Here is an 18,321-nt window from a genome sequence, read left to right as displayed (position 1 = left end):
ATCCAGTAGCGACAGCGGTGAGGTCACACCCGTTCCCATGCCGAACACGGAAGTTAAGCTCACCAGCGCCGATGATAGTTGGGGGCTCTCCCCCTGCGAAAGTAGGACGTTGCTGGGTCACCGGAGGGTGTCTCCCGGAACCAGACCCTGGTTCCCGGGCGGCACCCTCTTTTTTTGCGTTGGTTTCCTTTTTCCATGGATACGCCTTTCAGCAGAGCGCCGTATTCGCTATGATGGAGACAGGGAGGAATGACGATGAGCGAAACGATTCGATGGGGACTGGCTGGAATCGGTAAAATTGGAGCAGCGCTCCTTGCCGGCTGGGACCGACAAGGACTGACGACAGAGATATACCACCCTGATGAACATAGACGCCGCGCGGCAGCATCGTCTGCAGCGGGGGCACGAGAAGCGGCAAAGGAAGAGCTGCCGCATCTGGATTACCTGGTTCTGGCTCTTCCAGCTGACAGCATTGCACCATTTATCGAGGATCTCGAACAGAGCGGCCTGAACATGCGCCGCACGACGCTTGTCAACATGGCGACGACAAAGGGGACCGCTTCGCTTCGGAAGCAGTTTCCAGAGCATCGCTTTGCCGGCATGAAGGCAGCTGTTCATGCTGAAACGTTAAGGCGGGGCGAGGCGGTGCTGTTTGTTTCTCCTGAGGCGGCGTCGGACCAAACGTTGAAGTTGCGGTTTGAAGCACTGGGAGACGTCATTAACGGTGAGGAAAAAACGGTAGAGACGTTGAACCGGACAGCGACGGAAGCAGCTGTAAAAGCCGCAGCCGCTCTTGAAGAGCAGCTGCGGCAAGAGGGATGGCAGGAGCTTTACATCCGCCAGGCGTTAGCTTCACTTATGCCTGAGGTGATCCATGCTTATGCTGATGGCAGGCTTGGTGCTTTTGGCAGGAAGCTGGCAGATGAACTGCGCCGAGACTAATCAGCAGCCTGCCGGCGGTTCATCCAAAGAAGCAGCGCTGGACCGACCGCCGGAATAAAGGCAAGCCACGCATAACGCTCGACGCCCCATTCACGCTTTAAAATGTCGTAGGCAAGCCAGACGACGACGAGAAAGTCAATAGACATCACGCTGACGAGATGAGACTGCTGGAAATCTTCTATATAGCCGCTTACACTGCCGCCAAGCGCAGAGAGGAGCACGGCGGCACCCGCGATACCTGCAAGCAGATAAGCTGCCGGATGCGTGAGGGCGTGCTGCAGAAAGCGTGGACCACGGGGCGTCTCCCGCGTCTTCCGGCCGCGAACGGCCATGTACGGCAATATCGTAAAGGCCCCTAATCCGAAGGAAAACAGAGCAAACAGCCAGGCAGGAACGCGTCTTGTATCCTTTGGAAGCAGCAGAAACAAAAACAGCAGCGGGTAAATGCCGAGCATCGTAAACACAGCGACCGTCAGCGGATTCAAGTCCTGAATACGACCGTCGATGATGGCTGATAAAAATGGATCATCTGCATTTTGTGCACCTGGTGCTACAAAGACGGCATAGGCTGTTAACAGGAGAAATAGAATAATATAACGTTTCACATAAGGCCCCTTTCACAGCTGTTTCCTCCAGTTAACCAGAGGCAGGACAGGAGTGCAAGTGGAGCGGAGGAAGCAGAAGGAGCGTACCATGTTACATATGCCGATCGTACAAGCGTTGATGAACAGGCGGGGCGACAATTCGTTCCACGTTCCCGGTCACAAGAACGGAACGCTGCTGCCGGAGGGTACAGAGGAAATCCTGCAAGCCGTGATGCAGGTTGATAAAACAGAAATCACCGGGCTTGATGACCTGCACGATGCTTCCGGGATTATTCGGGAAGCAGAGATCCTGCTGAGCCAGCTGTATCAGAGCCGGGACAGCCGCTTATTAGTCGGCGGCTCTACTTCCGGTATCCTTGCTGCAGTCCTTTCCTCTGTTTCACGTGGACAAACAGTCATTGTGCAACGAAACTGCCATCAATCCGTGTTTCACGCGCTGGAGCTCGCAGGGGCAGAAGCGGTGCTCGTCGAACCGGATATAGAAGCACAGACAGGCACACCGCTCGGCATCCCCTCCGACGCTCTTCAAACGGCCTTTGAAGAAGTGCCGGAAGCAGCGGCCGTACTGGTGACGAATCCATCTTATGAAGGGTACGTCCAGCCGCTTCATCAGCATGCAGCCTTGTGCCGCGAGCACGATGCGCTGTTTATTGTAGATGAAGCGCACGGCGCGCATTTTCTGCCAGGGGCAGAGCTGCCCTTTTTTGAGAGCTCTCTGCAGCATGGAGCGGATCTCGTCATTCAGTCCGCTCATAAAATGCTCCCGGCCCTCACGATGGGAGCGTGGATGCATATCGGCACCAGCCGCGTGAACCAAGCAGCTTTAAACCGGATGCTGCAAATGATTCAATCGAGCAGCCCCTCGTATCCGATACTGGCCTCGCTTGATGCGGCCCGGGCTTTTCTCGCAGAAGTGACAGGTTGGAAGGAGATTGCGCAGGCGGCAGAGGAGCTGTGCCGGAAGACGGGAGCACTGGTTCTCCCGGCGCAGCTCGGCAATTGGCGCCGTGATCCGCTGAAGGCAGCATTTGCCGCCTCATTGCACAGGAGCACAGCAGATATGGAGAACCTGCTGGAAGCAGCGGGGGGCTATGCAGAACTTCGTACACCGGAGCTGTTCCTGCTCACGCTTCCGCTCGATGCGGACCTGATCCATCGCATGACAGCAAGCGTCCCGGTATTTGGGGACCGTTCAGCTGCAGCGCCGGAATTTTGGCATGCGGAGCCGGAGGTAAGGCTGCGTCGTCCTGCTCTCCGGCAGGAGGAAATGGCGATGCTTCCCACTGAGAGCTGTCTGCTGCACGAAGCCAAGGGAAGAATCAGTGCAGCTGAGCTTATTCCTTATCCACCGGGAGTGCCACTTGTCATCCGCGGCGAACAGCTGACAAAGCGGCACATTGAGAAGCTGTACCAGCTGCGGAGGGCGGGCATACGTATCAAAGGGGACGACGACTATGTTCGTGTCTTTAAAACTAGAGCATAAGAAAGGATGAACAGCGTGAGCGGATGGTTTATTACAGTAGAAGGAGGAGAGGGAGCCGGTAAAACGACGGCGATGCTCTACCTGAAGGAAAAATTGGAAGAGGAAGGCTGGGAGGTCCTGGCTACGAGAGAGCCGGGAGGAAGTGTAATCGCGGAAAAAATTCGTGCGGTCATTCTCGATCCGTCCCATACAGAGATGGACGCCCGCACCGAAGCGCTGCTTTACGCAGCAGCCCGGCGGCAGCATCTTGTAGAAAAAGTATTCCCGCACCTTGAAAAAGGAGGCATTGTGCTCTGTGACCGGTTTGTCGACAGCAGCCTCGTTTATCAAGGGTATGCTCGGGGCATCGGCGTAGAAGCAGTAAGGGAACTGAATCGCTTTGCGACAGAAGACCGCATGCCTGATCTGACATTGTATTTTGATATTGATCCGGAAATCGGTCTTGCCCGCATTGCCTCTGGCAGAGGACACGAAATCAACCGGCTGGACGCTGAAGCACTGCCGTTTCATGAAAAAGTGCGCAGCATGTACCGGGAGCTGCAGCAGCAGGAACCAGAGCGGATTCGGCAAATTGACGCTTCAGGTACGCCTGCCGACACAGTGAAAAAGGCGTGGGAAGAAATACATAAAAAACTTAGCCGCTGAACGCGGTAAATCTGACAAATCACACGCCTGCGCAGCAGTTTCTTGTTATAATACGAGTAACCCCTTTCGATGGAGGAGATGACTATGAAGCTGATCGTTGCAGTAATCCAGGATAAAGACAGCAACCGTCTTTCGGATGCGCTGGTGGATCAGGATTTTCAGGCGACCAGGCTTGCAAGCACAGGCGGATTTTTAAAAGCAGGGAATACGACCTTTATGATCGGTGTGGAAGATGATCAGGTACAGCCTGTTTTGGAATTGATAAAAGAAAACTGCAAGGCGAGAGAACAGCTGGTGGCGCCGATCTCACCAATGGGGGGAAATGCAGATTCCTACGTGCCATACCCGGTGGAAGTACAGGTCGGCGGTGCGACCGTCTTTATTCTTCCGGTTGAACGGTTCGAAAAGTTTTAGAAATGAAGGAGACAGCCATGCAGCATTGGCAGGAGCTTGAACAGACACAGCCGGCTGTAGCGCGCGTGCTGCAAAACAGCATCCGCCGCAGCCGGCTGGCCCATGCATATATTTTTGAAGGCGGCCGCGGCACGGGGAAGAAGCTTGCGGCCCAGCTTGCGGCTCAGGCATTTCTGTGCCGAAATCTGAGCGGTGCAGATCCTTGCCTGGCCTGTCCGGAATGCAGGCGTGCAGCCTCTGGGAATCATCCGGATGTGCACGTGCTCCGTCCGGACGGAGCCGTGATCAAAGTAGACCAGATTCGTGAACTGAAGCGGGAGTTCAGCATGCGCGGCATGGAATCCGGCAGAAAGGTATACCTCGTGGAAGAAGCCGATAAAATGTCAGCGAGTGCAGCGAACAGCCTGCTGAAATTTTTAGAGGAACCGGATGGCGAGGCACTGGCTGTTCTCATGACGGTTAACTCCCGTCTAATGCTTCCGACGATTCTGTCCCGTGCCCAGATGCTCAGCTTTGTGCCGCTGCCGCCGGAAGCCGCTGCGAGGGAGCTTGTCCGCAAAGGCTATCCGGAAAAAGAAGCGTACCTTGCTTCCCGGCTGACCTCTGATCTGACGGAGGCTGAGGCACTTTTTGGCGAGGAATGGATTTCACAGGGGCGGGAGAAAGTGATACAATTAGTTGACGATCTTATCCGCAAACCGCGCGATTCCTATATTACCCTGCATGAAACGGTGATGCCGTTTTTTACAGAACGCAAGGATCTGGAAACCGCACTGGATATGATCATGCTCTGGTACCGGGACGTGCTGCGCATGCAGGTCGGCCAGTCCGAGCAAATTGTGTTTATCGATCAGGAAGACAGTCTCTCCAAACAGGCTTTCCAGCTCTCTCAAGGGAAACTCGGTAACAACCTCCAGGCAGTGATGGATGCGAGGCGCCGGCTTAGTGCCAACGCAGCGCCGCAGCTGCTCATGGAACAGCTGCTTCTTCGTCTACAGGAGGGATAAATGTGCATCGAGTGATCGGAGTTCGTTTCAAAAAAACCGGGAAGATTTATTATTTCTCACCCGGGGATTTTCATATAGAGAAGGATGACTACGTAATCGTCGAAACGGCGCGTGGCGTCGAATTCGGAAAAGCAGTAATCGGCATGAAGGAAGTTGCCGAAGAAGACGTTGTCCTGCCGCTGAAAAAAGTACTGCGCAAGGCAACGGAGAAGGATAAATTGACTATCGAAGAAAACCGGCGGGAAGCCGCGAAAGCATTCGATGTCTGCCTGAAGAAGATTACGGAGCACAACCTTGATATGAAGCTGGTTGATGTAGAATACACGTTTGATCGAAATAAAGTACTGTTTTACTTTACAGCGGACGGGCGCATCGATTTCCGGACGCTCGTCAAAGACCTCGCTTCCGTTTTCCGTACACGCATTGAACTGCGTCAGATCGGCGTGCGGGATGAGGCGAAAATGCTTGGCGGTATCGGTCCGTGCGGCCGCATGCTCTGCTGCTCGACGTTTCTCGGTGATTTTGAGCCGGTTTCTATTAAAATGGCAAAGGATCAGAACCTGTCGCTTAATCCGACGAAAATTTCCGGACTGTGCGGAAGGCTGATGTGCTGCCTGAAATATGAAAACGATATGTATGAGGAAGCGAAAAAAGTGCTTCCTGATTTGTATCAGAAGCTGAATACGAGCTACGGCCGCGGGAAGGTCGTTGGACTGAACATGCTGGAGCGGCTCGTTCAGGTCGAGATTTTCGAGTCTAAGCAGGTCATTGAGTATACGCTGGATGAACTCCTGGAAGAAGGAGCGATCGCCACGGAAACCACGAAATAATGAGGTGTGCGCATCGTGAACAAAAATGAGATATTTACACGCGTCAGCCAGATGGAAGAGCGCATCGGCGGTCTCCATCACGAGCTGGGTGAACTAAAGGATCAGCTGGCGCTGCTTCTCGAGGAGAATACGCATCTGCAGATGGAAAATGAGCACCTGCGTGAGCGGATGAACCAGGAGGAAGAAGCAGCAGAGGCTGCAGGAGTCGGCGCTGCCGGTCCGCGTTTGAAGCCGGGATTTGGAGAAGGCTACGACAATCTGGCGCGTCTTTACCAGGAGGGGTTCCATATTTGCAACCTGCACTATGGAAGCATCCGCAAAGAGGGAGACTGTCTATTCTGTCTTTCCTTCCTGAATCGGGAGGAATAAATGACGCAAACGTTCAGAAGCGCTGCTTTTGGGCGTTTTTCTTTTTGAAAGGACAGTACCGCTTTGCACGGAAGCGCATTGGGGGAAGAAGAGAGCGTTAGTAATAGAAGAAAGAGGCGTTTGAACGATGACGAAAACAGAGGAACGAGCAGATTATCTGCCTGGAGGAACGATCATTCATCAGCGGCCCGACGTCTTTACGTATTCGATGGATGCGGTGCTGCTGGCAATGTTTGCGGATGCTGCCAGAGCAGAGTCTGTCATTGATTTATGCGCGGGTACCGGGGCGATTCCGCTGCTGCTTGCATCGAAAACGAAAGCTTTCATTCGGGCAGTGGAGCTGCAGCCGCAGCTGTGCAGACTTATGGAACGCTCGGTTACAGCAAACGGTCTTGAGGAGCGCATCCAGGTGGAGGAACGCGATTTGCTTACCCTGCACCCCGCCGTGGATGGACCGGTTGATCTGGTCACGTGCAATCCGCCCTATTTTGCGGCCCCGAAAATGAAGCAGCCGCTGAAGGAAGCGGGAGCGAAGCAGATCGCCCGTCACGAAGTGGCCTGTTCGCTGCAGGACGTTACAGCAAAAGCCGCAGCGCTCGTCCGCCCTAAAGGAAAAGCTGCGTTTGTCCATCGTCCGGAGCGGATGTCGGAACTATTTGCCGCTATGCAGCGGGTAAATCTGGAGCCGAAACGGGTGCAGCTGATTCATCCGAAGCCGGGACGGGAAGCGAATATTCTACTCGTGGAAGCGGTGAAAGACGGGTCTCCGGGTATGAAAGTAGAGTCTCCGTGGACGGTTTATCAGGAAAATGGAGAATATGAACCGGCGTTTTACGACTACATGGTGAAAGGAGAGGGTCTTCATGCATGAGCAGCGAACGTATCAGGCTGATGGCGGCATGCTGGTTCTCGTACCGACGCCGATTGGCAACCTGGAGGATATGACATTTCGTGCTGTCCGCGAGCTGAAAGAAGCGGACGTTATTGCGGCAGAAGACACGAGACATACGCGGAAGCTGTGTCATGTCTACGAAATTGAGACACCGCTGATCAGCTTTCACGAACACAGCAGCGATACGCGGCTGGAGGAGCTGCTGAAAAAAATCCGCAGCGGTAAAAAGGTCGCGCTCGTCAGCGATGCGGGAACGCCGGGTGTTTCCGACCCGGGCTGGGCAGCCGTTGACGCATGCCGGCAGGAAGGGCTGACTGTGACCGCACTGCCCGGAGCAAATGCAGCCGTCACGGCTCTGACCGCTTCTGGACTTCCGACCACCTCCTTTACGTTTCTCGGCTTTTCTGAACGAAAAAAGAGAAAGCGCACTGAGCTGCTGGAAGAGTGGCGGACAGCCCGCTCTACGCTGATTTTTTATGAATCTCCGCACCGGCTTGATCAAATGCTGCAGGCCGCTTTTGATGTATACGGCCCCCGCCGGGCCGCCGTCGGACGTGAGCTGACGAAGCAGTTTGAAACATATATGACCGGAACACTTGAGGAGCTTGCAGCCTGGGCGGCCGGGACAGACATCAAAGGAGAGTGCGTGATTCTGATCGAAGGTGCAGGTGAGGAGGAAGCGGCAGCTGCCGGAACGGAATGGTGGCAGGAGCTGTCGCTGAAGCAGCATGTCGAGCACCATATCGACAAAGGCCACTCTTCCAAGCAGGCGATCAAACAGACGGCTGTGGACCGGAGCATGCCGAAGCGCGACGTGTATGCGGCTTATCACGACACTGGAGCTAGTTAAAAGGTGTCAGTGGCAGCGCTCTGTGCCCCAGCTTAGCTTTCTGAAAGCAAAAAAAGTACGCCCGTCGACTAGACGGGCGTACTTTTTAGAGATTAATTTTCCTGCTTGGAAATATATTCTTCCAGGTCTTTGATGATCTCCTTGGCACCCATAGGGCTGAGGATGATTTTGCCTTTCGCAAGGGAAAGGTTGTCATCAGAGACTTCACCCGTCACCTGGCATGTCATGTTTGGCTTGTACTTCTTCAGAACGATGCGGTCATCATCCACGTAAATCTCCAGCGCATCCTTTTCAGCAATATCCAGTGTACGACGCAGCTCGATAGGAATGACGACGCGGCCCAGCTCATCAACCTTTCTTACAATACCTGTTGATTTCATGTTAATACCCCTCTCTGTAATCCTGTGTGTTATTCCAGAAGTCTCGAAACGTCATGATTCGACAAAATTCTGTTAAGAGTATAATACCAGCACTTCCAAATGAAGTCAATTAAAATGATATAAAAAGGAAATAAGTTTTTTATTATATGGCGTGCAGCTATGCTCTGAAGCTGGTTTCACTGGAAGCAGTCTGTCAGGTTGTCATAAACCGCACCCCGTCCCTCCTCTCCATTGTCGACTGAATTCGACATCTGACATCACGTATAGCACTATACCCAAAAAAGGGAAGAATATAACAAAAATGCAAGAAAAAAATTCTTCATTATAAAGAATGTACAAACTTTGTACAATGTTTAGCTTGTCGAAATACCATATACCCCCGGTGCCCGAATTGGTAAAAACCGCCATGCAGCACGCTTCTATTGACAGAGGACGAGCCATTCGGTATATTGCAGAGAGAATACGCATACGCTTCAATGATGGGATGAGTAGAGAGCCGCCGTCCGCTTGCAGAGAGCCGGGGAAGCTGAGAACCGGTGCGGAAGGTCTTTTGAACATGGTCCTGGGAGAGGCTGTATGGTCGAGCGTTTAAGCGTAAGGCCTGCACGTCCGCTGCACGTTACGCAGCAGAACTGCCAGCCGCAGTTCGACCGAGACCGGATTAAATCCGGTGAAACCGGGTGGTACCGCGTGGGCTTATGCTCTCGTCCCAGTATGTGGGGCGGGGGCTTTTTAGTATGCCTGCAGCGAAACATGATTGAAGGAGGAGACTGTCACCATGACAGATCAAAAGAAGACATTTTATATTACAACACCAATTTACTATCCGAGTGCAAAGCTGCATATCGGACATGCTTATACGACGGTGGCCGGTGATGCGATGGCCCGCTATAAACGGCTGCGCGGCTATGACGTTCGGTATTTAACCGGAACAGATGAGCATGGTCAGAAAATCGAAACAAAAGCAGCGGAAGCCGGAGTAACTCCGCAGGAATTTGTCGACGGGATCGTGAAAGATATTCGCGACCTGTGGGGCAAGCTGGACATTTCTTACGATGACTTCATCCGAACGACAGAAGAGCGCCACAAAAAAGTAGTAGCAGATATTTTCGAGCGTCTGCTGGAAAAAGGCGATATTTATCTGGATGAGTATGAGGGCTGGTATTCCATCTCAGACGAGACATTTTACACGGAGCTGCAGCTCGAGGATAAAGAATACGATGAAGCTGGAAATATCGTTGGCGGAAAAAGTCCGGACAGCGGCCATCCGGTAGAGAAAGTGCGGGAGGAGTCATATTTCTTCCGGATGAGCAAGTATGCGGACCGGCTGTTGAAATACTATGAAGAAAATCCTGAGTTTATTCAGCCGGAATCTCGTAAAAATGAGATGATCAACAATTTCATCAAGCCTGGACTGGAAGATCTCGCTGTATCCCGAACGTCGTTCGACTGGGGTGTGAGCGTAAAGAGCAATCCAGAGCACGTTGTTTACGTATGGATTGATGCGCTATCCAACTATATTACGGCGCTCGGCTATGGAACAGACGATGACAGCCTCTACCAGTCCCATTGGCCGGCGGATGTGCATTTAGTCGGGAAAGAAATTGTCCGCTTCCATACGATTTATTGGCCGATTATGCTGATGGCACTCGACCTGCCGCTTCCGAAAAAAGTGTTTGGTCACGGCTGGCTGCTGATGAAGGACGGGAAAATGTCCAAATCAAAAGGTAACGTCGTCGATCCGGTGCCGCTGATTGACCGTTACGGTCTGGACGCTGTCCGCTACTACCTGCTGCGCGAAGTGCCGTTCGGATCTGACGGCGTCTTTACACCGGAGGCATTTGTAGACCGGATTAACTATGATTTGGCGAATGACCTCGGCAATCTCGTTAACCGAACGATTGCCATGATCAACAAATATTTTGATGGAGAACTGCCTGCTTATGTGAAGGATGCGACGTCCTTTGATGCACCGCTTGTCGAGCTTATTGACGCTACGGTAGATAAAGTAGAGGATGCAATGGAAGACATGCAGTTTTCTGTTGCACTGACAGCAGTTGGACAGCTGATCAGCCGCACGAATAAATATATCGACGAAACACAGCCGTGGATTCTTGCCAAAGACGAAACGGCAAACGAGCAGCTCGGTTCCGTTCTTCATCACCTGACAGAATCGATCCGCCAGATTTCCATCATGCTGCGCCCGTTCCTGACGAAAACACCGGAAAACATCCGGCGCCAGCTTGCGATTCCAGAGGAGCTGATGGAGTGGGATACGCTGCGGACGCCGGGACGTCTGAAGCAGGGTGTTCGTATCATTGAAAAAGGAGAGCCGATGTTCCCGCGTCTTGATTTTGACGAGGAGGTCAAAGCAATCGTGGAGATGATGGGCGGCACGGTGAAAGCAGCTGACGAGCCGAAGGAGGAAGAACTGCCGGAAGCTCCTGAATCAGAAGAAATCACGATCGATGATTTCTCGAAGGTGGATCTGCGCGTCGCAGAGGTGATCGGAGCAGAAAAGGTGAAGAAAGCGGATAAGCTGTTAAAAATTCAGCTCGACCTCGGCTACGAGAAGCGCCAGGTCGTCTCCGGCATTGCCAAATACTACGAGCCGGATGATTTAATCGGGCGCAAAGTGATCTGTGTGACGAACCTGAAGCCGGTGAAGCTGAGAGGCGAATTGTCCCAGGGAATGATCCTTGCCGGCTCTCACGACAAATCATTGACGCTTGCGACCGTAGCAGAATCACTCCCTAACGGTGCTCAGGTTAAATAGACAGAAAGGAAGGAGGTCCATCATGCTGATCGATACGCACGTGCATCTGAATGCGGATCAGTTCGCTGATGACGTGGATGACGTCATTCGGCGGGCGCAGGAAGCTGGCATAAATAAAATGGTCGTTGTCGGCTTTGATACAAAAACCATCAATCTCGCTATGGAGCTGATTGAAACGTATCCATTTCTGTATGCGGCTGTCGGATGGCACCCGGTAGACGCTGTTGATTTCGATGATGACAAGCTTGCCTGGCTGGAAGAGCTGACCAGGCATCCGAAAGTTGTCGCAGTCGGGGAAACGGGTCTTGATTATCACTGGGACAAGTCTCCGCATGATGTACAGAAAGAAGCATTTCGAAAACAGATCGCACTTGCAAAGAAAGTGAAGCTGCCACTCATTATTCATGACCGCGAAGCGCACGAGGATATCACGGCTATTTTGCGGGAAGAAGAGGCAGCGGAAGCAGGCGGTATCATGCACTGCTTTCAGGGTGATGAGGAGATGGCAAAAGCATGTCTCGACATGAATTTTTACATTTCATTCGGGGGACCGGTTACGTTTAAAAACGCGAAGCTGCCAAAGGAAGTCGCAAAAATCGTTCCGGACGACCGGCTTCTGATCGAAACCGACGCTCCTTATCTTGCACCGCATCCGTACCGCGGCAAGCGAAATGAACCGGCTTATGTGAGGCTTGTTGCCGAACAGCTTGCCGAGCTGCGTGGTATCACCTATGAAGAGCTTGCAGCACAAACAACGAAAAATGCCGAAACATTGTTTCGCCTGTAGCACATCCGGGCCGCCCCTTCTTCAAGAGGCGGCTTTTTTGCATGGAAAATGGCGTCCGGAAAAACAAACAAATGAAAAAGAAGGACGAGGTCAAAACCAGACACATCATTTTGTTATCTTTAGACATGCGACTAATGACCTTGTTGAGGCAGTTGAAACGGACGTTTGGGCGCAGAAAACACCCCCTTTTGCGTGAAATAAGCATCCGTAGTAAGCGACATGAAAACATCGATGAAAGCGTACTGTGAGCGGCGGTTCAGCGATTTGTAACGAAACTGTAAAGTAAGACGTTCGTTGCAGGCAGGGCGCGCTGTTTCTCATGTAATACGGCGGATATTATCCTATTCGATGACGTTTATTTAGGATATTCGTTTGACACGTTTTGAGGGCGTGCGTATAATCTGCGTCTTAGAAGGAGGGTTTGCCATGATTGAGAGGATTAAGTCGTTTTTTGTACATATCGTACGAAAGTCGGACCTCACCGCAAACATTGGAATAATTGCTGTTCTCTGCCTGCTTTCTGTTGTCATCTATGATGTGACGAAGACAGAAGTAACAGTATCAGCTGACGGAGAATCATTTACGGTGGAAACACACGCCGGAACGGTCGGCGATGTACTGGCAGAACAAGACATTGATTTGATTAAACATGATGACGTAGAACCGCCGCTTTCTGCTGAAGTAGAAGAGGGCCTTATTATAGAGTATGTACCTGCACAGCACGTGAACGTATCCCTGGATGGGAGCGAGGAAGAAGTGTGGACGACAGTTGATACCGTTGATGAACTGATGGAAGAGCTGGACGTTGCAGTTTCCTCTCACGATGAAGTGGAGCCATCTTTGCATGCGCAAATTGAAGATGGCATGACTATTGCTTACGAAGAAGCATTTCCGGTAAGGGTCGTGCATGATGGAGAATCCTCCCAGATCTGGACGGTAGCTGCCACTGTAGAAGATGTCCTGGATGAACAAAATATCGACCTTGGCGAGATGGACCAGGTGGAGCCGGACATCGATGAAACACTGACCGCTGATGCAGATGTAACCATTACGCGAGTAGACATGATTACGGAAACGATCGAGGAGTCTGTATCCTTTGCCACAGTTCGTGAAAACGATGACTCGCTGGAAGCTGGCACGGAACGAGTGGAGCAGGAGGGGGAACGAGGCACTCTTCAAAAAACGTATGAAGTTGTTTTAGAAGACGGAGAAGAAGTCTCCCGTGAGCTGATTGAAGAAGAAGTTGTGGAAGAGAGCAGTGACCGCATCATCGCAGTCGGAACGATGGAGCAGGAAACCGTGTCGCGGGGCCGTTCCTCCGCTTCTGAAGAAAGAACGGATAAGGAAGAGCCGGCTGCGGAAGAAACGACCGCATCCTCTGAGCGCGAGACAGAAACAGCAGAAGCGAGCTCGTCTTCACAGGAGGAAGCCAGCTCGTCCAGCGGGACGGAAGCTGCCTCCTCGAGCAGCTCCTCGTCTGAGAGCAGCAGTTCTTCTTCAGAAAACGAAAGCTCCAGCAGCAGCTCGAGCTCTGAATCAGAAAGTTCCGGCAGCAGCTGGGAGTCTTTCCAGGCTACTGCCTACACCGCTTCCTGTAATGGATGCTCAGGTGTGACGGCGACCGGAGTCGACTTAAAGGCGAACCCGAATGCAAACGTGATCGCTGTTGACCCTTCTGTTATCCCACTCGGCTCCAAGGTCGAAGTGAAAGGCCATGGAACATTTACTGCAGCGGATACCGGCGGTGCGATTAACGGCAATAAAATTGATATTTTCATGTCGGACCGTGGCAGTGCTACTTCCTTTGGACGTCAGAGTGTCCAGGTACGCGTTGTTGATTGATAAAAACAGGCTGATCCTGCAGGTGCTGCCACCTGCGGATCAGCTTTTTTTGCGTGCAGGAAAATAAGTGCGTCCGAAGGTTATTCCCCGGGAAATAACGACTGGAAATGGTTAAGGTGCTTGTGTCCGCATCGAATTTGTGTAGAATGAATAAAGATAAACGTGATGGAAGCGGGGACGACTAGCGTGCAAATAAAGGAGATTATCGTCGTAGAGGGCAAAAACGATACACATCGGCTGAAGCGGTTTTTGGACTGTACGACGATAGAAACAGGCGGAACCGGTCTGACGTCTGAAACGATGGCGCGTATTCGGGAAGCGCAAAAACGGCGGGGCATCATTATTTTTACAGACCCGGACTACCCCGGAGAAAAGATCCGTCATATGATCGACAAGACGGTGCCGGGATGCCGCCATGCCTTTCTGCCAAAAGCAGAAGCTGTTGACCATGTGAAACGAAAGGTCGGAATTGAGCATGCCAGCAAAGAGGCGCTGCTGGAAGCGCTGCGGGAGGTCCGTACCGTCATTCCTGAAGAGATCCGGGAAGAAAGCCCGGGCTGGCTGGAGCTGCACGAAGCAGGTCTGCTTGCCGGTCCCGGAGCTAAGGAAAAAAGACGAAAGCTCGGGGAGGCGCTGCATATTGGCTATGCGAATGGCAAGCAGTTGTTAAAGCGGCTGGAGCAGTTTCAAATCAGCCGCCGCGAATTTTATGATGCGGCGGCAAAGCTGGAGGATGACCAATCATGATGAAAGATATTGCAACACCGAAACGAACGAAAGACATTCTGGAGCGGCACGGCTTCCGATTCAAAAAAAGCCTCGGACAGAATTTCCTGATTGACCCGAACGTACTCGCGAACATTGTCGATGCTGCCGGCGTAACCGAGGAAACAGGCGTCATTGAAGTCGGCCCTGGGATCGGCGCACTGACAGAGCAGTCGGCACGGAAAGCGAAAAACGTGCTCGCTTTTGAAATTGATCAGCGGCTGCTGCCGATTTTAAAGGAAACAATGGCTCCCTATCCGCACGTGAGCGTCGTGAACGAAGACGTCCTGAAAGCAGATCTGCATCAGCGGATCGGAGAAGCGTTTACTCCGGGACAGGATCTTGCGGTCATCGCCAACCTGCCTTATTACGTGACAACACCAATTTTGATGAAGCTGCTGGAAGAAAAACTTCCAGTCAGAGTGATGGTCGTCATGATGCAGCTGGAAGTAGCAGAACGCATTGCTGCTTCTCCAGGCTCAAAGGCTTACGGCTCTCTATCCATCGCTGCGCAGTATTACGCACACACAGAAACGGTGTTTACGGTGCCGCGAACGGTCTTTATGCCGCCTCCAAACGTTGATTCGGCCATCCTGAGACTGACAAGGCGGGAAGAGCCGCCGGTGGACGTCGTGGATGAAGCACTGTTTTTTGAAATTGTCCGGGCGTCGTTTGTACAGCGGCGCAAAACCCTTTTAAATAACTTATCTAAGCACTTTCAGGAAAAGCTCAGCAAGCAGGAAACCGCCAACGCACTGCAGCGGATCGGGATCGATGGAGCGCGCCGGGCTGAAACACTGACGATGAAAGAGTTTGCTGCCTTAACGAGCGCCTTTTTTCGCATTTGACATTTTATCTGCACGCTTGCGCCAGCCGGAGAGTCCCGGCTGGCTGTTTGACGTTTGCCAGCTTGATCACCGTCTTTGAAAGCGGCGGGTATGCAGCGCAGGAATTTTTAGCAGCGCGTCTATTCGGTACTCGAAAAGGACCCAAAAAAGTAAAGAAAACCAGAATTTATTCGTTGACACGCCGGCTTGGCGTTGCTATAATTTAAATTTTATTTGACTTATCGGCACCACTTAGGGTATAATAACGTTAAGTGAGGTGTCGTGGATGGCTAAAACATTAGCGGAAATCAAACAGTCGTTAGAAGCAAATGTCGGTAAAGAGATTACGATTCACGCGAACGGCGGACGGAAGAAGACAATTGAACGTTCCGGCCTGCTGGAAGGAATTTATCCTTCTGTATTCACCGTAAAACTCGATAAAGAGCAGTATTCAATCGAGAGGCTTTCCTACAGCTATACAGATGTACTGACCGAAACAGTGAAACTGTCCGTTCCGGATGGCAGTGAACTTGACGGCGTACAGGCTTAAGCACGACCCATATGCATCGGAAGAAAAGCTTATCCAGAATATCACGTCTGGGTAAGCTTTTCTTTTTGTCTGGAATCGCAGCGGGTGGAGCGGCGGTTCTTTTTCGCGTCGGTAAATGATAGAATAGCAAAAGCAGTACGTGTACAGCGGCGGGTTCCCTGCCTATCAATGATTAATTAAAGAAGGTGACGAACGTTGAATACATTAACCGTGAAGGCACCGGCAAAGATCAATTTGACGCTGGATGTGCTTCGCAGACGAGAGGACGGCTACCACGAAGTCGAGATGGTGATGACGACAGTCGATCTGGCAGACAGAATCGAGCTTACCAGTCTCGACCGCCCGGTGATCCGGATCGAATCAAATAACGGCTATCTGCCGCTCGATGATTCCAACCATGCGTGGCAGGCGGCTAGGAAGCTGCAGGAACGTTATGCCCCGGAGAAAGGTGTGCAGATCTACATAAATAAACAAATTCCGATGTCAGCAGGACTTGCAGGCGGAAGCTCCGACGCGGCAGCCGTACTGCGCGGATTAAACCGGCTCTGGGAACTGAACTGCTCGATGGAGGAGCTCGCGGAGATCGGTGCAGAAATAGGCTCGGATGTTCCTTTCTGCGTCTATGGCGGCACAGCGCTCGCTTCAGGCCGTGGAGAAAAGCTGGAATTTCTGCCGGCGCCGCCTTCCTGCTGGGTCGTGCTCGCGAAACCGCGGGCAGGCGTTTCTACGAAGGATATTTACAACCGCCTCAAGCTTCATACGATGGCTCACCCGGACACAGCGGGCATGATCCAGTCTCTTAAGCAGCAGGATTTTTACGGCATTTGCAGCCGCCTGCAAAACGTCATGGAGCCGGCGACCTTCTCGCTCGAGCCTGAAGTGAAAGTCATTAAGGAGCGGCTGCAGCAGTACGGGGCAGACGGAGTGGTCATGAGCGGAAGCGGGCCGACAGTGTTTGCACTGGCGAAAAGCGAATCACGCGCAGACCGGCTTTACAACGGATTAAAAGGCTTTATGGATCATGTCTACGTGGTCCGGATGATGGGAATGCGCCACGAACTGTAAGTTCATATTGTGAAACCCGTACAAAAATGATATATTACAGGTGGAATATTCGGGTTTTACAGGAGGTGGCAGCATGAAGTACCGACGAAGCGGCCGGCTGGTGGATATGACGGAGTATCTGCTGCGGCATCCGCACCAGTCTGTTTCACTGACGTTTTTTTCAGACAAGTATGGTGCGGCAAAGTCTTCCATCAGTGAAGACATTGGCATTATCAAAGAAGTATTTGAACAAAAAGGGATCGGCAGGCTGTCGACCTCTGCAGGGGTGAGCGGCGGCGTAACCTACATACCGCTGATAGGAAGCGACGAAGCCGTTCATGCGGTGGAGCAGATGTGCAGCAGACTGGAAGAGCCTTCCCGGCTGCTCCCGGGCGGCTATTTATACATGATGGACATCATCGGGGACCCCCAGTGGATGCAGAAGCTGGGCCGAATTTTTGCGTCCTGCTATGAGAACGCACAGGTGGATACGGTGATGACGATGGCGACGAAAGGGATTCCCCTCGCCTATGCGGTGGCTTCCCATCTGCGTGCGCCGGTCAGCATTGTCCGGCATGAGCAGCGGGTGACAGAAGGTTCGCTCGTGAGCATCAACTATGTTTCCGGATCGTCCAACCGGGTACAGACGATGTCGCTTTCCAAGCGCAGCCTGGAAGCTGGCAGCCGAGTGCTGATTATCGATGACTTTATGAAGGCCGGCGGCACGATACGCGGCATGATGGACCTTGCAGAAGAGTTTCAGGCAGAGGTGGTCGGCGCAGGCGTGCTGATGGAAGCGGTGCACGAGCACGAGAAGCTGGTAGACGACTACGTTTCCCTCGCACGTCTCGACAAGGTCGATGCAAGAGGAAAGAAAATCACCGTCCGCAAAGGAAGCATATTCGACTCGTAAAAACAGGCTCAGCCTGTTTTTAGGCTGTTGAAAAAGTCTTTCAACTTACATGTTTATTCGTTTGATTGTATTTTTCTCTGCTTACCTAGCCTGCCGTGGGCTGACCTTCAGATATTTCTCAGGGTGACCCTGTATGAAGGGAAGAAAGGCACGGGAGGATGGCGCGGCTTCCACGGGCACGCCGGACACATCAGGGAAACGACTCAGATTCTTGGAGAACAACGTCACGTCAGGCAGGTGCGACTGCTTTTTACATTTATCATGATTTCTAGAAGTACGGACACCCCCTATTCAACATCGAAACGCCTCATAGGGAATAGTCTATCTGTATGGAAGCCAATCGTGCAGTCCGAACCAGGTACGTGAAACGGTCTGCCAGCTGCCGGCATCGAAGGGTCTC

General features: G+C 52.3%; 20 protein-coding genes and 1 rRNA gene. 19 read left to right on the top strand and 2 right to left on the bottom strand.

The window, feature by feature from the left end:
- Position 1 precedes the first annotated feature (1 nt).
- Positions 2-118, top strand: a 5S ribosomal RNA gene (gene rrf, locus ACSZLD_RS16095).
- Between the two features lie 137 nt (positions 119-255).
- The gene (locus ACSZLD_RS16090; RefSeq protein ID WP_377910344.1) at positions 256-942 is read left to right on the top strand and encodes an NAD(P)-binding domain-containing protein; all 687 of its coding nucleotides are present in this window, start codon (positions 256-258) and stop codon (positions 940-942) included.
- Here ACSZLD_RS16090 and ACSZLD_RS16085 read toward each other — a convergent pair.
- A complete protein-coding gene (locus tag ACSZLD_RS16085; protein ID WP_377910345.1) occupies positions 939-1,547 on the bottom strand; it encodes a hypothetical protein in 609 nt (202 codons plus the stop codon). The genes ACSZLD_RS16090 and ACSZLD_RS16085 overlap by 4 nt on opposite strands.
- A gap of 88 nt (positions 1,548-1,635) precedes the next feature.
- Here ACSZLD_RS16085 and ACSZLD_RS16080 point away from each other — a divergent pair, with 88 nt between their 5' ends.
- The 8 genes from ACSZLD_RS16080 to rsmI all read left to right on the top strand — a co-directional run bounded on the left by ACSZLD_RS16080 (position 1,636) and on the right by rsmI (position 8,037).
- Positions 1,636-3,030 (top strand): aminotransferase class I/II-fold pyridoxal phosphate-dependent enzyme, encoded by a 1,395-nt coding sequence (locus ACSZLD_RS16080; RefSeq protein ID WP_444685777.1) that lies wholly within the window; start codon positions 1,636-1,638, stop codon positions 3,028-3,030.
- Positions 3,031-3,045: 15 nt separating this feature from the next.
- Positions 3,046-3,675: a dTMP kinase gene (tmk, locus tag ACSZLD_RS16075; protein ID WP_377910347.1), complete on the top strand. Its 630-nt coding sequence runs from the start codon at positions 3,046-3,048 to the stop codon at positions 3,673-3,675.
- Between the two features lie 84 nt (positions 3,676-3,759).
- Positions 3,760-4,089 carry a cyclic di-AMP receptor DarA gene (gene darA / locus ACSZLD_RS16070; RefSeq protein ID WP_168009027.1) on the top strand — a complete coding sequence of 110 codons (330 nt, stop codon included), beginning with the start codon at positions 3,760-3,762 and terminating at the stop codon, positions 4,087-4,089.
- A 17-nt stretch (positions 4,090-4,106) separates the two neighbouring features.
- Positions 4,107-5,096 (top strand): DNA polymerase III subunit delta', encoded by a 990-nt coding sequence (holB, locus tag ACSZLD_RS16065; RefSeq protein ID WP_444685776.1) that lies wholly within the window; start codon positions 4,107-4,109, stop codon positions 5,094-5,096.
- Between the two features lie 2 nt (positions 5,097-5,098).
- Positions 5,099-5,926, top strand: coding sequence for a PSP1 domain-containing protein (locus tag ACSZLD_RS16060; RefSeq protein ID WP_377910349.1), 828 nt, complete (start codon positions 5,099-5,101; stop codon positions 5,924-5,926).
- Positions 5,927-5,941: 15 nt separating this feature from the next.
- A complete protein-coding gene (gene yabA, locus ACSZLD_RS16055; RefSeq protein WP_168009079.1) occupies positions 5,942-6,295 on the top strand; it encodes a DNA replication initiation control protein YabA in 354 nt (117 codons plus the stop codon).
- Positions 6,296-6,422: 127 nt separating this feature from the next.
- A complete protein-coding gene (locus ACSZLD_RS16050; RefSeq protein WP_377910350.1) occupies positions 6,423-7,166 on the top strand; it encodes a tRNA1(Val) (adenine(37)-N6)-methyltransferase in 744 nt (247 codons plus the stop codon).
- A complete protein-coding gene (gene rsmI / locus ACSZLD_RS16045; RefSeq protein WP_444685775.1) occupies positions 7,159-8,037 on the top strand; it encodes a 16S rRNA (cytidine(1402)-2'-O)-methyltransferase in 879 nt (292 codons plus the stop codon). Before ACSZLD_RS16050 ends, rsmI begins: the two co-directional genes overlap by 8 nt.
- Positions 8,038-8,129: 92 nt before the next feature.
- Here the strand turns inward: rsmI and abrB are convergent, their stop codons facing one another.
- Positions 8,130-8,417, bottom strand: coding sequence for a transition state genes transcriptional regulator AbrB (gene abrB / locus ACSZLD_RS16040; RefSeq protein WP_090844546.1), 288 nt, complete (start codon positions 8,415-8,417; stop codon positions 8,130-8,132).
- 778 nt (positions 8,418-9,195) lie between these two features.
- On the opposite strand from abrB, the gene metG reads away from it, so the two are divergent.
- The 9 genes from metG to purR all read left to right on the top strand — a co-directional run bounded on the left by metG (position 9,196) and on the right by purR (position 17,921).
- On the top strand, positions 9,196-11,193 hold the full coding sequence (gene metG, locus ACSZLD_RS16035) for a methionine--tRNA ligase (protein WP_444685774.1): 1,998 nt from the start codon (positions 9,196-9,198) through the stop codon (positions 11,191-11,193).
- A gap of 22 nt (positions 11,194-11,215) precedes the next feature.
- Positions 11,216-11,980, top strand: coding sequence for a TatD family hydrolase (locus ACSZLD_RS16030; RefSeq protein ID WP_444685773.1), 765 nt, complete (start codon positions 11,216-11,218; stop codon positions 11,978-11,980).
- Between the two features lie 37 nt (positions 11,981-12,017).
- On the top strand, positions 12,018-12,176 hold the full coding sequence (locus ACSZLD_RS16025; protein WP_444685772.1) for a hypothetical protein: 159 nt from the start codon (positions 12,018-12,020) through the stop codon (positions 12,174-12,176).
- Positions 12,177-12,406: 230 nt separating this feature from the next.
- Positions 12,407-13,822, top strand: coding sequence for a ubiquitin-like domain-containing protein (locus ACSZLD_RS16020; RefSeq protein WP_444685771.1), 1,416 nt, complete (start codon positions 12,407-12,409; stop codon positions 13,820-13,822).
- A gap of 186 nt (positions 13,823-14,008) precedes the next feature.
- Complete coding sequence (rnmV, locus tag ACSZLD_RS16015; protein ID WP_444685770.1) at positions 14,009-14,569, top strand: ribonuclease M5; 561 nt, start codon at positions 14,009-14,011, stop codon at positions 14,567-14,569.
- The gene (gene rsmA, locus ACSZLD_RS16010; RefSeq protein ID WP_444685778.1) at positions 14,569-15,435 is read left to right on the top strand and encodes a 16S rRNA (adenine(1518)-N(6)/adenine(1519)-N(6))-dimethyltransferase RsmA; all 867 of its coding nucleotides are present in this window, start codon (positions 14,569-14,571) and stop codon (positions 15,433-15,435) included. The genes rnmV and rsmA overlap by 1 nt, the downstream gene beginning before the upstream one ends.
- Before the next feature lie 265 nt (positions 15,436-15,700).
- A complete protein-coding gene (locus tag ACSZLD_RS16005; protein ID WP_168009043.1) occupies positions 15,701-15,964 on the top strand; it encodes a Veg family protein in 264 nt (87 codons plus the stop codon).
- A gap of 195 nt (positions 15,965-16,159) precedes the next feature.
- A complete protein-coding gene (ispE, locus tag ACSZLD_RS16000) occupies positions 16,160-17,029 on the top strand; it encodes a 4-(cytidine 5'-diphospho)-2-C-methyl-D-erythritol kinase (protein WP_444685769.1) in 870 nt (289 codons plus the stop codon).
- Positions 17,030-17,102: 73 nt separating this feature from the next.
- Entirely contained in the window at positions 17,103-17,921 is an 819-nt protein-coding gene (purR, locus tag ACSZLD_RS15995) for a pur operon repressor (RefSeq protein WP_377910358.1), read from the top strand.
- The last annotated feature ends 400 nt before the right edge of the window (positions 17,922-18,321 follow it).

It is taken from the genome of Alkalicoccus luteus, from assembly GCF_052061695.1.
In the GTDB taxonomy this organism is placed as follows: domain Bacteria; phylum Bacillota; class Bacilli; order Bacillales; family Salisediminibacteriaceae; genus Alkalicoccus; species Alkalicoccus luteus.
Note: the sequence above shows the minus strand (reverse complement) of the source record. Positions and strands in the feature narration are given on the sequence as shown.